Genomic DNA, 15,300 nt, shown 5'->3' on the forward strand with positions numbered 1-15,300 from the left:
ACAATAGCGTCGCAAGACAACAGTGGAGCTAGTAGATGGCAACTATCAACCAGCTGGTACGTCAGCCGCGTAAGCGTATCGTCGAGAAATCCGACGTGCCTGCGCTGCAGAACTGCCCGCAACGTCGCGGTGTGTGCACTCGTGTGTATACCACCACGCCGAAAAAACCTAACTCGGCATTGCGTAAAGTCTGCCGTGTGCGCCTGACCAACGGTTTCGAGGTTTCCTCGTACATCGGTGGTGAAGGTCACAACCTGCAAGAGCACAGCGTGGTACTGATCCGTGGCGGTCGTGTAAAAGACTTGCCAGGTGTTCGTTATCACACCGTTCGTGGTTCTCTGGATACTTCCGGCGTTAAAGGCCGGAACCAGGGTCGCTCGAAATACGGTACCAAGAAGCCTAAGTAGTTTTTGGCTTCTGTGTGAAATTGCAGATTTCTATTTTTCTGAGTCGATAAGAGTAAGGTCGGGCGCATCCCTTGCAGGATGGTGGTCCCGAGCTAACCTGAAGACCGTTTGAGGGCTTATCCATGCCAAGAAGACGCGTAGCAGCCAAGCGCGAAGTGCTTGACGATCCAAAATACGGCAGCCAGATCCTGGCCAAGTTCATGAACCACGTTATGGAAAGCGGCAAGAAAGCCGTTGCCGAGCGTATCGTTTATGGCGCGCTGGAAAAGGTTAAAGAACGCAAGAACAGCGACCCCCTGGAAATCTTCGAGAAAGCTCTCGACGCCATCGCTCCGCTGGTCGAAGTAAAGTCGCGCCGTGTAGGCGGTGCCACTTACCAGGTTCCTGTCGAAGTTCGTCCGTCCCGTCGTAATGCTCTGGCAATGCGTTGGCTGGTAGACTTCGCGCGCAAGCGCGGTGAGAAGTCAATGGCGCTGCGTTTGGCTGGCGAACTGCTGGACGCCGCCGAAGGTAAAGGTGCTGCGGTCAAGAAGCGTGAAGACGTGCACCGTATGGCTGAGGCCAACAAGGCTTTCTCGCACTACCGCTTCTAATTTCAGCGTCACTAATTTTGCGAGGGCTTTATGGCTCGTACTACTCCGATTGGCCGCTACCGTAACATTGGTATCGTTGCTCACGTGGATGCTGGTAAAACCACCACCACCGAGCGCGTCCTTTTTTACACCGGCAAAAGCCACAAAATGGGCGAGGTGCATGACGGCGCCGCGACCACGGACTGGATGGTTCAGGAGCAGGAGCGTGGTATTACCATTACTTCTGCTGCTATTACTGCCTTTTGGCAGGGTTCCGAGAAGCAACACAAAGACCAATACCGTTTCAACGTTATTGACACCCCGGGCCACGTTGACTTCACCATTGAAGTTGAGCGTTCCCTGCGTGTACTCGACGGCGCGGTCGTTGTGTTCTGTGGCACTTCCGGTGTAGAGCCGCAGTCCGAAACCGTATGGCGTCAGGCCAACAAGTACGGTGTTCCACGTATCGTTTACGTGAACAAGATGGACCGTGCTGGTGCAAACTTTCTGCGCGTGATCGCTCAGATCAAGCAGCGTCTGGGCCACACCCCGGTGCCGATTCAGTTGGCCATTGGTGCCGAGGACAACTTCCAGGGTCAGATCGATCTGATGTCCATGGAAGCTGTTTACTGGAATGATGCCGACAAGGGTATGGTTCCACGTCGTGAGCCTATCCCTGCTGAACTGCAGGAACTGGCTGACGAGTGGCGCAGCAACATGGTTGAGGCTGCTGCCGAAGCCAGCGAAGAGCTGATGAACAAGTACCTCGAAGGTGAAGAGCTCACCAACGAGGAAATCAAGGCCGCTCTGCGTCAGCGTACTATCGCTGGTGAGATCGTTCTTGCTGTTTGCGGTTCTTCCTTCAAGAACAAGGGTGTTCCCCTGGTTCTCGACGCCGTGATCGACTACCTGCCGGCTCCGACCGACATTCCAGCTATCAAGGGTTCCGATCCTGATAACGAAGAAGTCCTGATGGAGCGTCATGCAGACGACAACGAGCCGTTCTCGGCTTTGGCGTTCAAGATCGCTACCGACCCATTCGTGGGTACCTTGACTTTCGTCCGCGTTTACTCGGGCGTGTTGGCATCCGGCGACGGCGTGATCAACTCGGTGAAAGGCAAGAAAGAGCGTGTGGGTCGTATGGTGCAAATGCACGCAAACGCCCGCGAAGAAATCAAGGAAGTTCGCGCTGGTGACATCGCGGCCTTGATCGGCATGAAGGACGTCACCACTGGTGAAACCTTGTGCAACGCTGACAAGCCAATCATCCTGGTTCGCATGGACTTCCCGGAGCCGGTTATTTCGGTTGCCGTTGAGCCAAAAACCAAGGATGACCAGGAAAAAATGGGTATCGCTCTGGGCAAACTTGCTCAGGAAGACCCTTCTTTCCGCGTCAAGACTGATGAAGAGACTGGTCAAACGATCATCTCTGGCATGGGCGAGCTGCACCTGGACATCCTGGTTGACCGGATGCGCCGTGAGTTCAACGTCGAAGCCAACATCGGCAAGCCTCAGGTTTCCTATCGTGAGCGCATCACGAAGAATTGTGAAATCGAAGGCAAGTTCGTTCGTCAATCCGGCGGTCGTGGCCAGTTCGGTCACTGCTGGATCCGTTTTGCACCTGCTGACGAAGGTCAGGAAGGTCTGCAATTCGTAAACGAAGTGGTAGGTGGTGTTGTTCCCAAGGAATACATCCCGGCTATCCAGAAGGGTATCGAAGAGCAGATGAAGAACGGCGTTGTTGCCGGCTATCCGCTGATCGGCCTGAAGGCTACCGTGTTTGATGGTTCCTACCATGACGTCGACTCGAACGAGATGGCGTTTAAGGTGGCTGCTTCCATGGCGACCAAGCAACTGGCCCAGAAGGGCGGTGGTGAGTTGCTTGAGCCGATCATGGCGGTAGAGGTTGTTACGCCTGAAGACTATATGGGTGACGTGATGGGCGACCTTAACCGCCGTCGCGGCATGATCCTGGGTATGGAAGATACGGTTTCCGGCAAAGTAATTCGTGCCGAGGTTCCGTTGGGTGAGATGTTCGGTTATGCGACCGACGTTCGCTCCATGTCTCAGGGTCGCGCAAGCTACTCTATGGAATTCAAAAAATACAATACAGCTCCGTCGCACATCGTCGAAACTGTAACCAAAAAACAAGGCTGATTCAGCGCCTTTAGGCTAGGAGTTATTTGTCGTGGCTAAAGAAAAATTTGATCGTTCCCTCCCGCACGTCAACGTTGGCACCATTGGTCACGTTGACCACGGTAAAACCACGCTGACCGCTGCTCTGACTCGCGTCTGCTCCGAAGTTTTCGGTTCGGCTGCTGTTGAATTCGACAAGATCGACAGCGCACCGGAAGAGAAAGCTCGTGGTATTACCATCAATACCGCGCACGTTGAATACAAATCGTTGATCCGTCACTACGCTCACGTTGACTGCCCAGGTCACGCTGACTACGTGAAGAACATGATCACCGGTGCTGCCCAGATGGACGGCGCGATTCTGGTTTGTTCGGCCGCTGATGGTCCGATGCCACAAACCCGTGAGCACATCCTGCTGTCCCGTCAGGTTGGCGTTCCGTACATCGTGGTTTTCCTGAACAAGGCTGACCTGGTAGACGACGCTGAGCTGCTGGAACTGGTTGAGATGGAAGTGCGCGATCTGCTGAGCACTTACGACTTCCCAGGCGACGACACTCCGATCATCATCGGTTCTGCTCGTATGGCTCTGGAAGGTAAAGACGACAACGAAATGGGCACCACTGCCGTTCGTAAACTGGTTGAAACACTGGACTCCTACATTCCAGAACCAGTTCGTCTGACCGACAAGCCGTTCCTGATGCCAATCGAAGACGTGTTCTCGATCTCCGGTCGCGGTACTGTTGTGACTGGTCGTATTGAGCGCGGTATCGTCAAGGTTCAGGATCCACTGGAAATCGTTGGTCTGCGTGACACTACCGTCACCACCTGCACCGGTGTTGAAATGTTCCGTAAGTTGCTCGACGAAGGTCGTGCTGGCGAGAACTGCGGCGTTCTGCTGCGTGGTACCAAGCGTGACGACGTTGAGCGTGGCCAGGTTCTGGTCAAGCCAGGCACCGTCAAGCCGCACACTCAGTTCGAAGCTGAAATCTACGTTCTGAGCAAAGAAGAAGGCGGTCGTCACACTCCGTTCTTCAAAGGCTACCGTCCACAGTTCTACTTCCGTACTACCGACGTAACTGGTAGCTGCGAACTGCCGGAAGGCGTAGAAATGGTTATGCCAGGTGATAACGTTAAAGTTTCCGTTACCCTGATCAAGCCAATCGCAATGGAAGATGGTCTGCGTTTCGCAATCCGTGAAGGCGGTCGTACCGTCGGCGCTGGCGTCGTGGCCAAAATCATCGCGTAAGCGTTGATTCCCAAAAAGAGCCCCCGCAACGCGGGGGCTTTTTTATTGGGTTGACACCTAGTGAGGTCGTCTATAGAATTGCGCCTCCTTTTAACGGGCGTATTGCGCTCGGTGGGAACAGCAATCTGGAGTCTGAATCCAATGCAAAACCAGCAAATCCGTATCAGGTTGAAGGCTTTTGACCATCGCCTGATCGACCAATCAACCCAGGAAATCGTGGAAACCGCGAAACGTACTGGTGCACAGGTGCGTGGTCCGATTCCACTGCCGACTCGTAAAGAGCGGTTCACCGTTCTGGTTTCTCCGCACGTCAACAAAGACGCGCGCGACCAGTATGAGATCCGTACTCACAAGCGTGTTCTGGACATTGTTCAGCCAACGGAAAAAACCGTTGATGCGCTTATGAAGCTTGATCTTGCGGCCGGTGTGGAAGTTCAGATCAGCCTCGGCTAAGACTTGGGTCTTAGTCGTGTAACGCTCTGAAATGGGCGGCCATAGCGGGTGAAAGCCCCGTACACTCATGAGGTTTACAACATGACTATTGGTGTAGTCGGTCGTAAATGCGGTATGACCCGTATTTTCACCGAAGAAGGTGTCTCCATTCCGGTCACGGTCATTGAGATCGAGCCGAATCGCGTCACTCAGTTCAAAACCGAAGAAACCGATGGCTATCGTGCAGTGCAAGTCACTGTCGGCGAGCGTCGCGCTTCGCGTGTTACAGCCGCTCAGGCTGGCCACTTCGCTAAGGCGAACGTTGCCGCCGGTCGTACTGTCATGGAATTCCGTCTTGAAGAAGGCGACTACCAGGCTGGCGATCAGATCAACGCTGAAATCTTCGCCGCTGGTCAACTGGTTGATGTAACCGGTCAGTCCAAGGGTAAAGGCTTCCAGGGTACGATCAAGCGTTGGAATTTCCGTGGTCAAGACAATACCCACGGTAACTCCGTCTCCCACCGCGTCCCAGGCTCTATCGGCCAGTGCCAGACTCCTGGTCGTGTATTCAAGGGCAAAAAAATGTCCGGTCATATGGGCGCTGAGCGCGTGACCGTGCAGTCCTTGGAAGTAGTGCGCGTGGACGCTGAACGCAATCTGTTGTTGGTCAAGGGTGCTGTTCCTGGCGCTACTGGCGGCAACCTGGTTGTACGTCCGGCAGCCAAGGCTCGCGGTTAAGGGGAAGCTGACATGCAATTAAATGTAAATGACGCTCAGGCAATCGAAGTTTCCGAACTGACATTTGGCGGCGAATTCAACGAGACGCTGGTTCACCAGGCAGTCGTGGCCTACATGGCTGGCGGTCGTCAGGGCAGCAAGCAGCAAAAGACCCGTTCCGACGTTCGTGGTGGCGGTAAGCGCCCTTGGCGTCAGAAAGGTACTGGCCGTGCTCGTGCCGGTACTATCCGTAGCCCAATCTGGCGTGGCGGCGGTACCACTTTCGCAGCTCGTCCTCAGGATCACACTCAGAAGCTCAACAAGAAGATGTATCGCGCTGCTTTGCGCTCCATCCTTGCTGAACTGGTTCGTACTGATCGTCTGGTCGTGGTTCAGGACTTCGCTGTTGAAGCACCGAAAACCAAAGATCTGCTGAACAAGCTGACTGGCATGGGCCTGACTGACGTCCTGATCGTGTCTGACGCTGTTGACCAGAATCTGTACCTGGCTGCTCGTAACCTGCCACACGTTGATGTACGTGATGTTCAAGGTTCCGATCCAGTTAGTCTGATCGCATACGACAAGGTGTTGATCACCGTGTCGGCCGTGAAGAAATTCGAGGAGCTGCTGGGATGAACCAGGAACGCGTATTTAAAGTTCTGCTTGGCCCGCACGTTTCCGAAAAGGCTACGGTTCTTGCAGACAAAAAAGGTCAGTTCGTTTTCAAGGTTGCTACTGACGCAACCAAGCTGGAAATCAAGAAGGCCGTCGAAAGCCTGTTCAGCGTGAAAGTAGAGCGTGTTACTACCCTGAACGTTCTGGGTAAGAGCAAGCGCACTGCTCGCGGTCTGGGCAAGCGTAATGACTGGAAGAAGGCAGTTATCTCCCTTCAGCCAGGCCAAGATCTCGATTTCAGCAGCAGTGCTGAGTAAGGAAGGGGTGCATCATGGCAATCGTTAAATGCAAACCGACTTCCCCTGGCCGCCGTTTTGTGGTCAAGGTGGTCAACCAGGAGCTGCATAAAGGCGCTCCTCACGCACCGCTGCTCGAGAAAAAATCGAAGTCTGGTGGTCGTAACAACAATGGTCGTATTACTACCCGTCATATCGGTGGTGGCCATAAGCAGCATTATCGTCTGGTCGACTTCCGTCGCAACGACAAGGATGGCATCGCTGCCACCGTCGAGCGTATCGAATACGATCCAAACCGTACTGCTCACATTGCTCTGCTGCTTTACGCAGACGGCGAGCGCCGCTACATCATCGCCCCTAAAGGCGTGAGTGCTGGCGACCAGCTGATTGCAGGTGCTCTGGCGCCAATCAAGCCGGGCAACGCTCTTCAACTGCGCAACATTCCAGTTGGTAGCACCGTACACGGCATCGAACTGAAGCCAGGTAAAGGCGCACAGATCGCTCGCTCCGCTGGTGCCTCGGCACAGCTGATCGCTCGTGAAGGCGTGTACGTAACCCTGCGTCTTCGCTCCGGTGAAATGCGTAAAGTACTGTCTGAATGCCGTGCAACGCTGGGCGAAGTCTCGAACTCCGAGCACAGCCTTCGTTCGCTGGGTAAAGCTGGTGCCAAACGCTGGCGTGGCGTTCGCCCAACCGTTCGTGGTGTTGCCATGAACCCGGTTGACCACCCACATGGTGGTGGTGAAGGTCGTACCTCTGGTGGTCGTCATCCGGTATCGCCGTGGGGCTTCCCGACTAAGGGCGCGAAGACTCGTGGTAATAAGCGTACCGACAAAATGATCGTCCGTCGTCGCAAGTAAATAGAGGGATACGACAGTGCCACGTTCTCTGAAAAAAGGTCCTTTTATTGATCTTCACCTACTGAAGAAGATCGAAGTGGCGGCGGAAAAGAACGATCGCAAACCAGTTAAAACCTGGTCGCGTCGTTCGATGATCCTGCCACAAATGGTCGGTCTGACCATTGCAGTGCATAACGGTCGTCAACATGTTCCAGTTCTCGTGAACGAAGACATGGTCGGCCATAAACTAGGCGAGTTTGCCGGTACCCGCACATATCGTGGGCACGTGGCAGACAAGAAAGCCAAGCGTTAAGGGGTAAGGAACGATGGAAGTAGCCGCTAAGTTGTCGGGCGCTCGAATCTCCGCCCAGAAAGCCCGCTTGGTCGCCGACCAGATCCGCGGGAAGAAGGTGGGCGAAGCGCTCAACCTGTTGGCTTTCAGCAGTAAGAAAGCCGCCGAGATCCTGAAGAAAGTGCTGGAGTCGGCTGTAGCCAACGCCGAGCATAACGAAGGCGCAGACGTTGATGACCTTAAGGTCTCCACCGTTTTCGTCAACGAAGGGCGTTCGCTGAAGCGCATCATGCCACGTGCTAAAGGCCGTGCTGATCGCATCGTCAAGCGGTCTTGCCATATCACTGTCAAGGTTGCTGACAAGTAACGGAGTCGAAGAGATGGGTCAGAAAGTACATCCCATTGGCATTCGCCTGGGAATCGTCAAGGAGCACACCTCCGTCTGGTACGCAGACGGTCGGACTTATGCGGACTATTTGTTCGCTGATCTGAAAGTGCGTGAGTACCTCCAAGACAAATTAAAAAGCGCGTCCGTCAGCCGTATCGATATCCATCGTCCGGCTCAGACAGCACGTATCACCATCCACACCGCTCGTCCAGGTATCGTTATCGGGAAGAAAGGTGAAGATGTTGAGAAACTGCGTCAGGACCTGACCAAGCAAATGGGTGTGCCTGTGCACATCAATATCGAAGAGATCCGTAAGCCGGAGCTCGACGGTATGCTGGTTGCGCAGAGCGTAGCTCAGCAGCTGGAGCGTCGTGTAATGTTCCGTCGCGCTATGAAGCGCGCTGTTCAGAACGCCATGCGCATTGGTGCCAAAGGCATCAAAATCCAAGTGAGCGGTCGTCTCGGCGGTGCTGAAATCGCACGTACTGAATGGTATCGCGAAGGTCGTGTGCCACTGCACACCCTGCGTGCCGACATCGACTATGCCAACTACGAAGCTCACACCACTTACGGTGTGATCGGTGTAAAGGTTTGGATCTTCAAAGGCGAAGTAATTGGTGGTCGCCAAGAAGAACTGAAACCACAAGCACCAGCGCCTCGTAAAAAAGCTGCTAAGTAAGGGGTACGCCAAATGTTGCAACCAAAGCGTACGAAGTTCCGCAAGCAGATGACCGGCCACAACCGTGGTCTGGCACTGCGCGGTAGCAAAGTCAGCTTCGGCGAGTTCGCGCTGAAGTCTGTTGCTCGTGGTCGTCTCACCGCTCGTCAGATCGAGTCAGCGCGTCGTGCTCTGACCCGTCACGTTAAACGTGGCGGCAAGATCTGGATCCGTGTGTTCCCGGACAAGCCTGTTACCAAAAAGCCACTCGAAGTTCGGATGGGTAAAGGTAAGGGTAACGTGGAGTACTGGGTTGCCCAGATTCAGCCAGGCAAAGTCCTGTATGAAATCGAGGGTGTTACTGAAGAGCTGGCGCGTGAGGCTTTCGCCCTGGCTGCTGCAAAGCTGCCGCTCGCCACCTCCTTTGTTAAGCGGACGGTGATGTGATGAAAGCGAATGAACTTCGTGAAAAATCAGCACAGCAGCTGAACGAGCAACTGCTCGGCCTGCTGCGCGACCAGTTCAATCTGCGTATGCAGAAAGCAACTGGCCAGTTGGGGCAGTCTCATCTGCTCTCGCAAGTTAAGCGTGACATCGCTCGCGTGAAAACTGTGCTCAACCAGCAGGCAGGTAAGTAATCATGGCTGAAGCCGAAAAAACTGTCCGTACGCTGACTGGCCGTGTTGTCAGCGACAAGATGGACAAGACCATCACCGTTCTGATCGAGCGTCGCGTAAAGCACCCGATCTACGGTAAATACGTTAAGCGTTCGACTAAGCTGCACGCGCACGACGAAACCAACCAATGCCATATCGGCGACAAGGTCACGATTCGTGAAACTCGTCCGGTAGCCAAGACCAAGTCTTGGGCGTTGGTTGATATCCTCGAACGCGCTGTGGAAGTCTAAGGGCTAGGGGTCGGAGAAATTATATGATTCAGACTCAATCCATGCTCGATGTGGCCGATAACAGCGGCGCACGCCGCGTTATGTGCATCAAGGTGCTGGGTGGCTCCCATCGTCGTTACGCTGGTATCGGTGACATCATCAAAGTGACCGTCAAGGAAGCAATTCCGCGCGGTAAGGTGAAAAAAGGCCAGGTGATGACTGCAGTTGTAGTCCGCACTCGCCACGGTGTTCGTCGTGCAGACGGCTCCATCATCCGCTTTGACGGCAACGCTGCTGTTCTGTTGAACAACAAGCAAGAGCCGATCGGTACCCGTATCTTTGGGCCAGTGACCCGTGAACTTCGTACTGAGAAGTTCATGAAGATCGTCTCGCTCGCCCCTGAAGTGCTTTAAGGAGATCCGACATGCAAAAGATTCGTCGTGACGACGAGATCATCGTGATCGCCGGCAAAGACAAAGGTAAGCGCGGTAAGGTGCTCAAGGTTCTCGCTGACGACCGTCTGGTCGTTGGTGGGATCAACCTGGTGAAGCGTCATACCAAGCCAAACCCGATGTCGGGCGTACAGGGCGGTATCGTCGAGAAAGAAGCGCCACTGCACGCTTCCAACGTCGCCATTTTCAACGGCGCAACCAACAAGGCTGACCGCGTTGGTTTCAAAGTTGAAGACGGCAAGAAAATTCGTGTCTTCAAGTCGACCCAAAAAGCGGTTGATGCTTGAACACTGCTAGGTAGAAGACCATGGCACGACTAAAAGAGATTTACCGGAAGGAAATCGCTCCGAAACTTAAGGAAGAACTTAAGCTTTCGAACGTGATGGAAGTTCCGCGCGTTACCAAAATCACCCTGAACATGGGTCTGGGCGAAGCGATCGGCGACAAAAAAGTCATCGAGCACGCTGTTGCTGACCTGGAAAAGATCACCGGTCAAAAAGTCGTTGTGACTTACGCTCGGAAATCCATCGCTGGCTTTAAAGTCCGCGAAGGTTGGCCGATCGGCGTCAAAGTGACTCTGCGCCGCGATCGTATGTATGAATTCCTGGATCGTCTGCTGTCGATCTCCCTGCCTCGGGTTCGCGACTTCCGCGGCCTGAATGCCAAGTCCTTCGATGGTCGTGGTAACTACAGCATGGGCGTGAAAGAGCAGATCATTTTCCCGGAAATCGATTACGACAAGATCGATGCTCTCCGCGGTCTGGACATTACCCTGACCACCACTGCCAAGAACGATGACGAAGGCCGCGCATTGCTGCGTGCTTTCAAATTCCCGTTCCGCAACTGATTGGAGTAGGAAAATGGCCAAGAAGAGCATGAAAAACCGTGAGCTGAAGCGTCAGCTCACCGTTGCCAAGTACGCCAAGAAGCGTGCAGAGCTGAAAGCTATCATCGTTGATCTGAACGCAAGTCCAGAAGCACGTTGGGAAGCGACCGTAGCCCTGCAGAAGCAACCACGTGACGCAAGCGCTGCGCGCATGCGTAACCGTTGCCGCATCACTGGTCGTCCACACGGCGTCTACCGCAAGTTCGGCCTCGGCCGTAACAAGCTGCGTGAAGCAGCAATGCGTGGCGACGTTCCAGGTCTGGTTAAAGCCAGCTGGTAAGGCGACACCTCTCGCTTCGTTCCGCCGGCTACGCAAGTCGCCGGTCGGGATGAGGCCTGAATTTGAATCAAGCCCCTTTTGGGGCTTGATTCATTTCCGGGGTAGGACTAGAATTGCCGGCTCGCCTGAGCCCGTGTTTTTACTTGCCCGGAAGTTCTCGGCGATCAAGCTGTAGCCGCAAGGCTAATTATTTTGTTTTAGGAGCGTCTAGCCCATGAGTATGCAGGACCCGTTAGCGGACATGCTAACTCGTATCCGTAATGCCCAGATGGCTGAAAAGCCCGTCGTAAGCATGCCATCTTCCACGTTGAAGGTTGCTGTAGCAAAAGTCCTGAAGGACGAAGGCTACATTGCGGGTTATCAGATCAGCAGCGAAGTTAAATCCTCGCTGTCCATCGAGCTTAAGTACTTCGAAGGCCGTCCGGTCATCGAAGAGGTTAAGCGCGTCAGCCGCCCAGGCTTGCGTCAGTACAAGTCCTCCGATGATCTGCCGAAAGTTCGTGGCGGTCTTGGTGTGTCTATCGTCTCCACCAGTAAAGGTGTGATGACGGATCGTGCTGCGCGCGCTGCCGGTGTCGGTGGCGAAGTGCTTTGCACTGTGTTCTAAGGGGGGATAAGCATGTCACGCGTCGCTAAGAACCCCGTTAAGCTGCCATCCGGCGTCGAAGTCAAACTCGTCGGCCAGCTGCTTTCGGTGAAGGGTCCCAAGGGCACTCTAGAACTGAACATCCATTCGTCCGTTGAGATTGTTGAAGAAGCTGGTGAGCTGCGTTTCGCTGCTCGCAATGGCGATCAACAAACCCGCGCAATGGCAGGCACCACTCGTGCACTGGTAAACAACATGGTCCAAGGCGTGAGCCAAGGCTTCGAGCGCAAGCTCCAGCTGGTCGGTGTTGGTTACAAGGCGCAAGCAAAAGGCACGGTACTGAACCTTGCACTTGGCTTCTCGCACCCAGTGGACTACGAATTGCCGAATGGCATCACCGCTGAGACCCCCAGCCAGACCGATATCCTGATTCGCGGTATCGATAAGCAGTTGGTTGGTCAAGTGGCCGCTGAGATCCGCGACTTCCGCCGTCCTGAGCCTTACAAAGGCAAAGGTGTGCGTTACGCAGACGAAGTCGTCCGCCGTAAAGAAGCCAAGAAGAAGTAGGGCATAGCAAATGACCGTCAAAAAAGTTACCCGACTGCGTCGCGCTCGCAAAGCACGCCTGAAAATGCACGAGCTAGAAGTCGTGCGTCTCTGCGTGCACCGCTCTTCGCAGCACATTTATGCCCAGGTCATCTCGGCCGACGGCAGCAAAGTCCTGGCAAGCGCCTCGACTTTGGACAAAGAACTGCGTGATGGCGCCACTGGCAACATCGACGCGGCCACTAAGGTTGGCAAGCTGGTCGCCGAGCGCGCGAAAGCCGCGGGTGTATCGCAAGTCGCTTTCGACCGTTCTGGCTTCAAGTACCACGGCCGTGTCAAAGCGCTGGCTGATGCTGCTCGTGAAGGCGGGCTGGAGTTCTAAGTTATGTCAAATCACGACCAAAAACGCGACGAAGGCTACATCGAGAAGCTGGTTCAAGTTAACCGCGTGGCCAAAACCGTAAAAGGCGGCCGTATCTTCACTTTCACTGCGTTGACCGTAGTGGGTGATGGTAAAGGGCGCGTTGGCTTCGGCCGTGGCAAGTCACGTGAAGTGCCTGCTGCGATCCAGAAGGCGATGGAAGCTGCTCGTCGCAACATGATTCAGGTTGATCTGAACGGCACTACCCTGCAGTACGCAATGAAGTCTGCTCATGGCGCCTCGAAGGTGTACATGCAGCCTGCTTCTGAAGGTACCGGTATCATCGCTGGCGGCGCTATGCGCGCAGTGCTGGAAGTTGCTGGTGTCCAGAACGTATTGGCCAAGTGCTACGGTTCGACTAACCCGGTAAACGTGGTTCACGCCACTTTCAAGGGTTTGAAGGGCATGCAGTCTCCTGAGTCGATCGCTGCCAAACGTGGCAAGCGTGTTGAGGAGATCATCTGATCATGGCTACCGTTAAAGTAACGTTGATCAAAAGCATGACCGGCCGCATCCCTAATCACAGATTGTGCATTAAGGGTTTGGGTCTGCGTCGCATCGGTCACACTGTAGAAGTCCTGGATACTCCCGAAAATCGCGGGATGATCAACAAGGCTTACTACATGCTGCGAGTCGAGGGTTAATCGATGAAACTCAATGATCTGAGTCCAGCGCCGGGTTCCCGTCGCGAAAAGCATCGTCCGGGCCGTGGTATCGGTAGCGGTTTGGGCAAGACCGGTGGCCGTGGCCACAAAGGTCAAAGCTCCCGCTCCGGTGGCACTATTGCTCCGGGCTTTGAGGGCGGCCAACAGCCGCTGCATCGTCGCCTGCCAAAATTCGGTTTCGTTTCCCTGAAAGCCATGGACCGCGCAGAAGTGCGTCTGTCCGAGCTGGCTAAAGTGGAAGGCGACATCGTAACTGTGCAGTCCCTGAAAGATGCCAACGTGATTAACCAGAACGTTCAGCGTGTGAAAATCATGCTGTCGGGCGAAGTTACTCGCGCTGTCACTATCAAGGGTATCGCCGCCACCAAAGGTGCGCGTGCGGCTATCGAAGCAGCTGGCGGCAAGTTCGAGGAATAAATGGCTAAGCAAGGTGCTCTCTCTGCGCTCGGCAAAGGCGGTATGTCTGAACTCTGGGCTCGTCTGCGTTTTCTGTTCCTGGCGATTATCGTCTACCGAATAGGCGCACACATCCCGGTTCCAGGTATTAACCCTGACCGACTCGCAGAACTGTTTCGACAGAATGAGGGGACCATTCTTAGCTTGTTCAACATGTTTTCCGGTGGCGCGCTGGAACGGATGAGCATCTTTGCCTTGGGGATCATGCCGTACATTTCGGCATCGATCATCATGCAGTTGATGACCGCCGTCAGCCCGCAACTGGAGCAGTTGAAGAAGGAAGGTGAAGCTGGCCGTCGCAAGATAAGCCAGTACACCCGCTATGGCACCGTTGTCCTGGCTCTTGTTCAAGCTATCGGCATGTCCGTTGGCCTGGCGAGTCAGGGCGTCGCGTTTTCTGGGGACCTGGGTTTCCACTTTGTGGCCGTAACTACCTTCGTGGCAGGTGCGATGTTCATGATGTGGCTGGGCGAGCAGATTACCGAGCGCGGTGTCGGCAACGGTATCTCGATGTTGATCTTCGCAGGTATCGTCGCTGGTCTTCCGAGAGCAATTGGGCAGTCTTTCGAGTCTGCGCGTCAGGGTGATATCAACATCTTCGCTCTGGTTGCTATCGGTTTGCTGGCGGTAGCGATCATCGGTTTCGTGGTGTTTATTGAGCGTGGTCAGCGTCGTATCGCTGTTCACTACGCCAAGCGTCAGCAGGGCCGCAAGGTCTTCGCTGCACAGACAAGCCACTTGCCGCTGAAAGTGAACATGGCTGGCGTTATTCCAGCCATTTTCGCGAGCAGCATTTTGCTGTTTCCGGCTTCGTTGGGTTCCTGGTTTGGTCAGTCTGAAGGTCTGGGCTGGTTGCAGGACATCTCGCAGTCGATCGCTCCTGGTCAGCCGTTGAATATTCTGCTGTTTAGTGCAGGGATTATTTTCTTCTGCTTCTTCTATACGGCGTTGATGTTCAATCCGAAAGACGTAGCGGAAAACCTGAAGAAGTCCGGTGCCTTTATTCCGGGTATTCGTCCAGGCGAGCAGTCGGCGCGCTATATTGATGGCGTTTTGACTCGCTTGACCATGTTCGGTGCTCTATATATGACGGCCGTGTGCCTGCTTCCCCAGTTTCTGGTGGTTGCGGCAAACGTACCGTTCTACCTTGGCGGGACCTCGTTGCTGATCGTGGTCGTGGTTGTGATGGACTTTATGTCGCAAGTGCAATCTCACCTCGTTTCGCACCAGTATGAATCCCTGATGAAGAAAGCCAACCTGAAGGGCTACGGTGGCAGCGGCGGTATGCTGCGCTGAAGCACCCCTAAGGTTCGAGGAGTTGGTGATGAAAGTTCGTGCATCGGTGAAAAAGCTGTGCCGTAACTGCAAGATTATTCGCCGCGAAGGTGTGGTTCGAGTAATTTGCAGCGCGGAACCACGTCATAAGCAGCGCCAAGGCTGATTGTGATTTGTGCTTAAGCCCAGCAGCTAGTGCGCTGCTGGGTTGATTATTTGTTACTACAGCGATATTATCTCGCGCCCTAT

General features: G+C 54.5%; 27 protein-coding genes. All 27 read left to right on the plus strand.

Annotated elements, in window-relative coordinates; translation table 11 throughout:
* Positions 1-35 precede the first annotated feature (35 nt).
* The 27 genes from rpsL (at position 36) to rpmJ (ending at position 15,217) form a co-directional block, all read left to right on the plus strand.
* Entirely contained in the window at positions 36-407 is a 372-nt protein-coding gene (gene rpsL / locus RYA97_RS04895) for a 30S ribosomal protein S12 (protein WP_002555494.1), read from the plus strand.
* 122 nt (positions 408-529) lie between these two features.
* The gene (gene rpsG, locus RYA97_RS04900) at positions 530-1,000 is read left to right on the plus strand and encodes a 30S ribosomal protein S7 (RefSeq protein WP_002555493.1); all 471 of its coding nucleotides are present in this window, start codon (positions 530-532) and stop codon (positions 998-1,000) included.
* A gap of 30 nt (positions 1,001-1,030) precedes the next feature.
* A complete protein-coding gene (fusA, locus tag RYA97_RS04905) occupies positions 1,031-3,136 on the plus strand; it encodes an elongation factor G (protein WP_004666356.1) in 2,106 nt (701 codons plus the stop codon).
* Positions 3,137-3,167: 31 nt separating this feature from the next.
* Positions 3,168-4,361 (plus strand): elongation factor Tu, encoded by a 1,194-nt coding sequence (tuf, locus tag RYA97_RS04910; protein WP_003369027.1) that lies wholly within the window; start codon positions 3,168-3,170, stop codon positions 4,359-4,361.
* A gap of 141 nt (positions 4,362-4,502) precedes the next feature.
* Entirely contained in the window at positions 4,503-4,814 is a 312-nt protein-coding gene (gene rpsJ, locus RYA97_RS04915; RefSeq protein ID WP_002555491.1) for a 30S ribosomal protein S10, read from the plus strand.
* Between the two features lie 81 nt (positions 4,815-4,895).
* On the plus strand, positions 4,896-5,531 hold the full coding sequence (rplC, locus tag RYA97_RS04920; protein ID WP_002555490.1) for a 50S ribosomal protein L3: 636 nt from the start codon (positions 4,896-4,898) through the stop codon (positions 5,529-5,531).
* Between the two features lie 12 nt (positions 5,532-5,543).
* Complete coding sequence (gene rplD / locus RYA97_RS04925; RefSeq protein ID WP_002555489.1) at positions 5,544-6,146, plus strand: 50S ribosomal protein L4; 603 nt, start codon at positions 5,544-5,546, stop codon at positions 6,144-6,146.
* A complete protein-coding gene (gene rplW / locus RYA97_RS04930; RefSeq protein ID WP_002555488.1) occupies positions 6,143-6,442 on the plus strand; it encodes a 50S ribosomal protein L23 in 300 nt (99 codons plus the stop codon). Before rplD ends, rplW begins: the two co-directional genes overlap by 4 nt.
* A 14-nt stretch (positions 6,443-6,456) precedes the next feature.
* On the plus strand, positions 6,457-7,281 hold the full coding sequence (gene rplB / locus RYA97_RS04935; protein WP_003317104.1) for a 50S ribosomal protein L2: 825 nt from the start codon (positions 6,457-6,459) through the stop codon (positions 7,279-7,281).
* 16 nt (positions 7,282-7,297) lie between these two features.
* On the plus strand, positions 7,298-7,573 hold the full coding sequence (rpsS, locus tag RYA97_RS04940; RefSeq protein ID WP_002555486.1) for a 30S ribosomal protein S19: 276 nt from the start codon (positions 7,298-7,300) through the stop codon (positions 7,571-7,573).
* A gap of 13 nt (positions 7,574-7,586) precedes the next feature.
* Complete coding sequence (gene rplV / locus RYA97_RS04945) at positions 7,587-7,919, plus strand: 50S ribosomal protein L22 (RefSeq protein ID WP_002555485.1); 333 nt, start codon at positions 7,587-7,589, stop codon at positions 7,917-7,919.
* Positions 7,920-7,932: 13 nt separating this feature from the next.
* Entirely contained in the window at positions 7,933-8,619 is a 687-nt protein-coding gene (gene rpsC / locus RYA97_RS04950; protein WP_003176422.1) for a 30S ribosomal protein S3, read from the plus strand.
* A gap of 12 nt (positions 8,620-8,631) precedes the next feature.
* Positions 8,632-9,045, plus strand: a complete 414-nt coding sequence (gene rplP / locus RYA97_RS04955) for a 50S ribosomal protein L16 (protein ID WP_002555482.1) — start codon at positions 8,632-8,634, stop codon at positions 9,043-9,045.
* Positions 9,045-9,236 (plus strand): 50S ribosomal protein L29, encoded by a 192-nt coding sequence (gene rpmC / locus RYA97_RS04960; protein ID WP_002555481.1) that lies wholly within the window; start codon positions 9,045-9,047, stop codon positions 9,234-9,236. The genes rplP and rpmC overlap by 1 nt, the downstream gene beginning before the upstream one ends.
* Positions 9,237-9,238: 2 nt before the next feature.
* A complete protein-coding gene (gene rpsQ / locus RYA97_RS04965) occupies positions 9,239-9,505 on the plus strand; it encodes a 30S ribosomal protein S17 (RefSeq protein ID WP_002555480.1) in 267 nt (88 codons plus the stop codon).
* A gap of 23 nt (positions 9,506-9,528) precedes the next feature.
* The gene (gene rplN, locus RYA97_RS04970; protein WP_002555479.1) at positions 9,529-9,897 is read left to right on the plus strand and encodes a 50S ribosomal protein L14; all 369 of its coding nucleotides are present in this window, start codon (positions 9,529-9,531) and stop codon (positions 9,895-9,897) included.
* Positions 9,898-9,908: 11 nt separating this feature from the next.
* The gene (gene rplX, locus RYA97_RS04975) at positions 9,909-10,223 is read left to right on the plus strand and encodes a 50S ribosomal protein L24 (RefSeq protein WP_002555478.1); all 315 of its coding nucleotides are present in this window, start codon (positions 9,909-9,911) and stop codon (positions 10,221-10,223) included.
* Between the two features lie 20 nt (positions 10,224-10,243).
* Positions 10,244-10,783 carry a 50S ribosomal protein L5 gene (gene rplE / locus RYA97_RS04980; protein ID WP_002555477.1) on the plus strand — a complete coding sequence of 180 codons (540 nt, stop codon included), beginning with the start codon at positions 10,244-10,246 and terminating at the stop codon, positions 10,781-10,783.
* Between the two features lie 13 nt (positions 10,784-10,796).
* Entirely contained in the window at positions 10,797-11,102 is a 306-nt protein-coding gene (rpsN, locus tag RYA97_RS04985; RefSeq protein WP_002555476.1) for a 30S ribosomal protein S14, read from the plus strand.
* Between the two features lie 214 nt (positions 11,103-11,316).
* Entirely contained in the window at positions 11,317-11,709 is a 393-nt protein-coding gene (gene rpsH / locus RYA97_RS04990; protein WP_002555475.1) for a 30S ribosomal protein S8, read from the plus strand.
* Between the two features lie 12 nt (positions 11,710-11,721).
* Positions 11,722-12,255 carry a 50S ribosomal protein L6 gene (rplF, locus tag RYA97_RS04995; RefSeq protein ID WP_316891973.1) on the plus strand — a complete coding sequence of 178 codons (534 nt, stop codon included), beginning with the start codon at positions 11,722-11,724 and terminating at the stop codon, positions 12,253-12,255.
* 10 nt (positions 12,256-12,265) lie between these two features.
* Positions 12,266-12,616 carry a 50S ribosomal protein L18 gene (rplR, locus tag RYA97_RS05000; RefSeq protein WP_002555473.1) on the plus strand — a complete coding sequence of 117 codons (351 nt, stop codon included), beginning with the start codon at positions 12,266-12,268 and terminating at the stop codon, positions 12,614-12,616.
* Between the two features lie 3 nt (positions 12,617-12,619).
* Positions 12,620-13,120 carry a 30S ribosomal protein S5 gene (gene rpsE / locus RYA97_RS05005; protein ID WP_003317099.1) on the plus strand — a complete coding sequence of 167 codons (501 nt, stop codon included), beginning with the start codon at positions 12,620-12,622 and terminating at the stop codon, positions 13,118-13,120.
* A 2-nt stretch (positions 13,121-13,122) separates the two neighbouring features.
* The gene (rpmD, locus tag RYA97_RS05010) at positions 13,123-13,299 is read left to right on the plus strand and encodes a 50S ribosomal protein L30 (protein WP_002555471.1); all 177 of its coding nucleotides are present in this window, start codon (positions 13,123-13,125) and stop codon (positions 13,297-13,299) included.
* A 3-nt stretch (positions 13,300-13,302) separates the two neighbouring features.
* Positions 13,303-13,737 carry a 50S ribosomal protein L15 gene (rplO, locus tag RYA97_RS05015; protein WP_002555470.1) on the plus strand — a complete coding sequence of 145 codons (435 nt, stop codon included), beginning with the start codon at positions 13,303-13,305 and terminating at the stop codon, positions 13,735-13,737.
* Positions 13,738-15,072, plus strand: a complete 1,335-nt coding sequence (gene secY, locus RYA97_RS05020) for a preprotein translocase subunit SecY (RefSeq protein WP_002555469.1) — start codon at positions 13,738-13,740, stop codon at positions 15,070-15,072.
* Positions 15,073-15,100: 28 nt separating this feature from the next.
* Positions 15,101-15,217: a 50S ribosomal protein L36 gene (gene rpmJ, locus RYA97_RS05025; protein ID WP_002555468.1), complete on the plus strand. Its 117-nt coding sequence runs from the start codon at positions 15,101-15,103 to the stop codon at positions 15,215-15,217.
* The last annotated feature ends 83 nt before the right edge of the window (positions 15,218-15,300 follow it).

The sequence above is a fragment of the Pseudomonas syringae group sp. 26L6 genome, from assembly GCF_032587815.1.
GTDB classification, from domain to species: Bacteria; Pseudomonadota; Gammaproteobacteria; order Pseudomonadales; family Pseudomonadaceae; genus Aquipseudomonas; species Aquipseudomonas amygdali.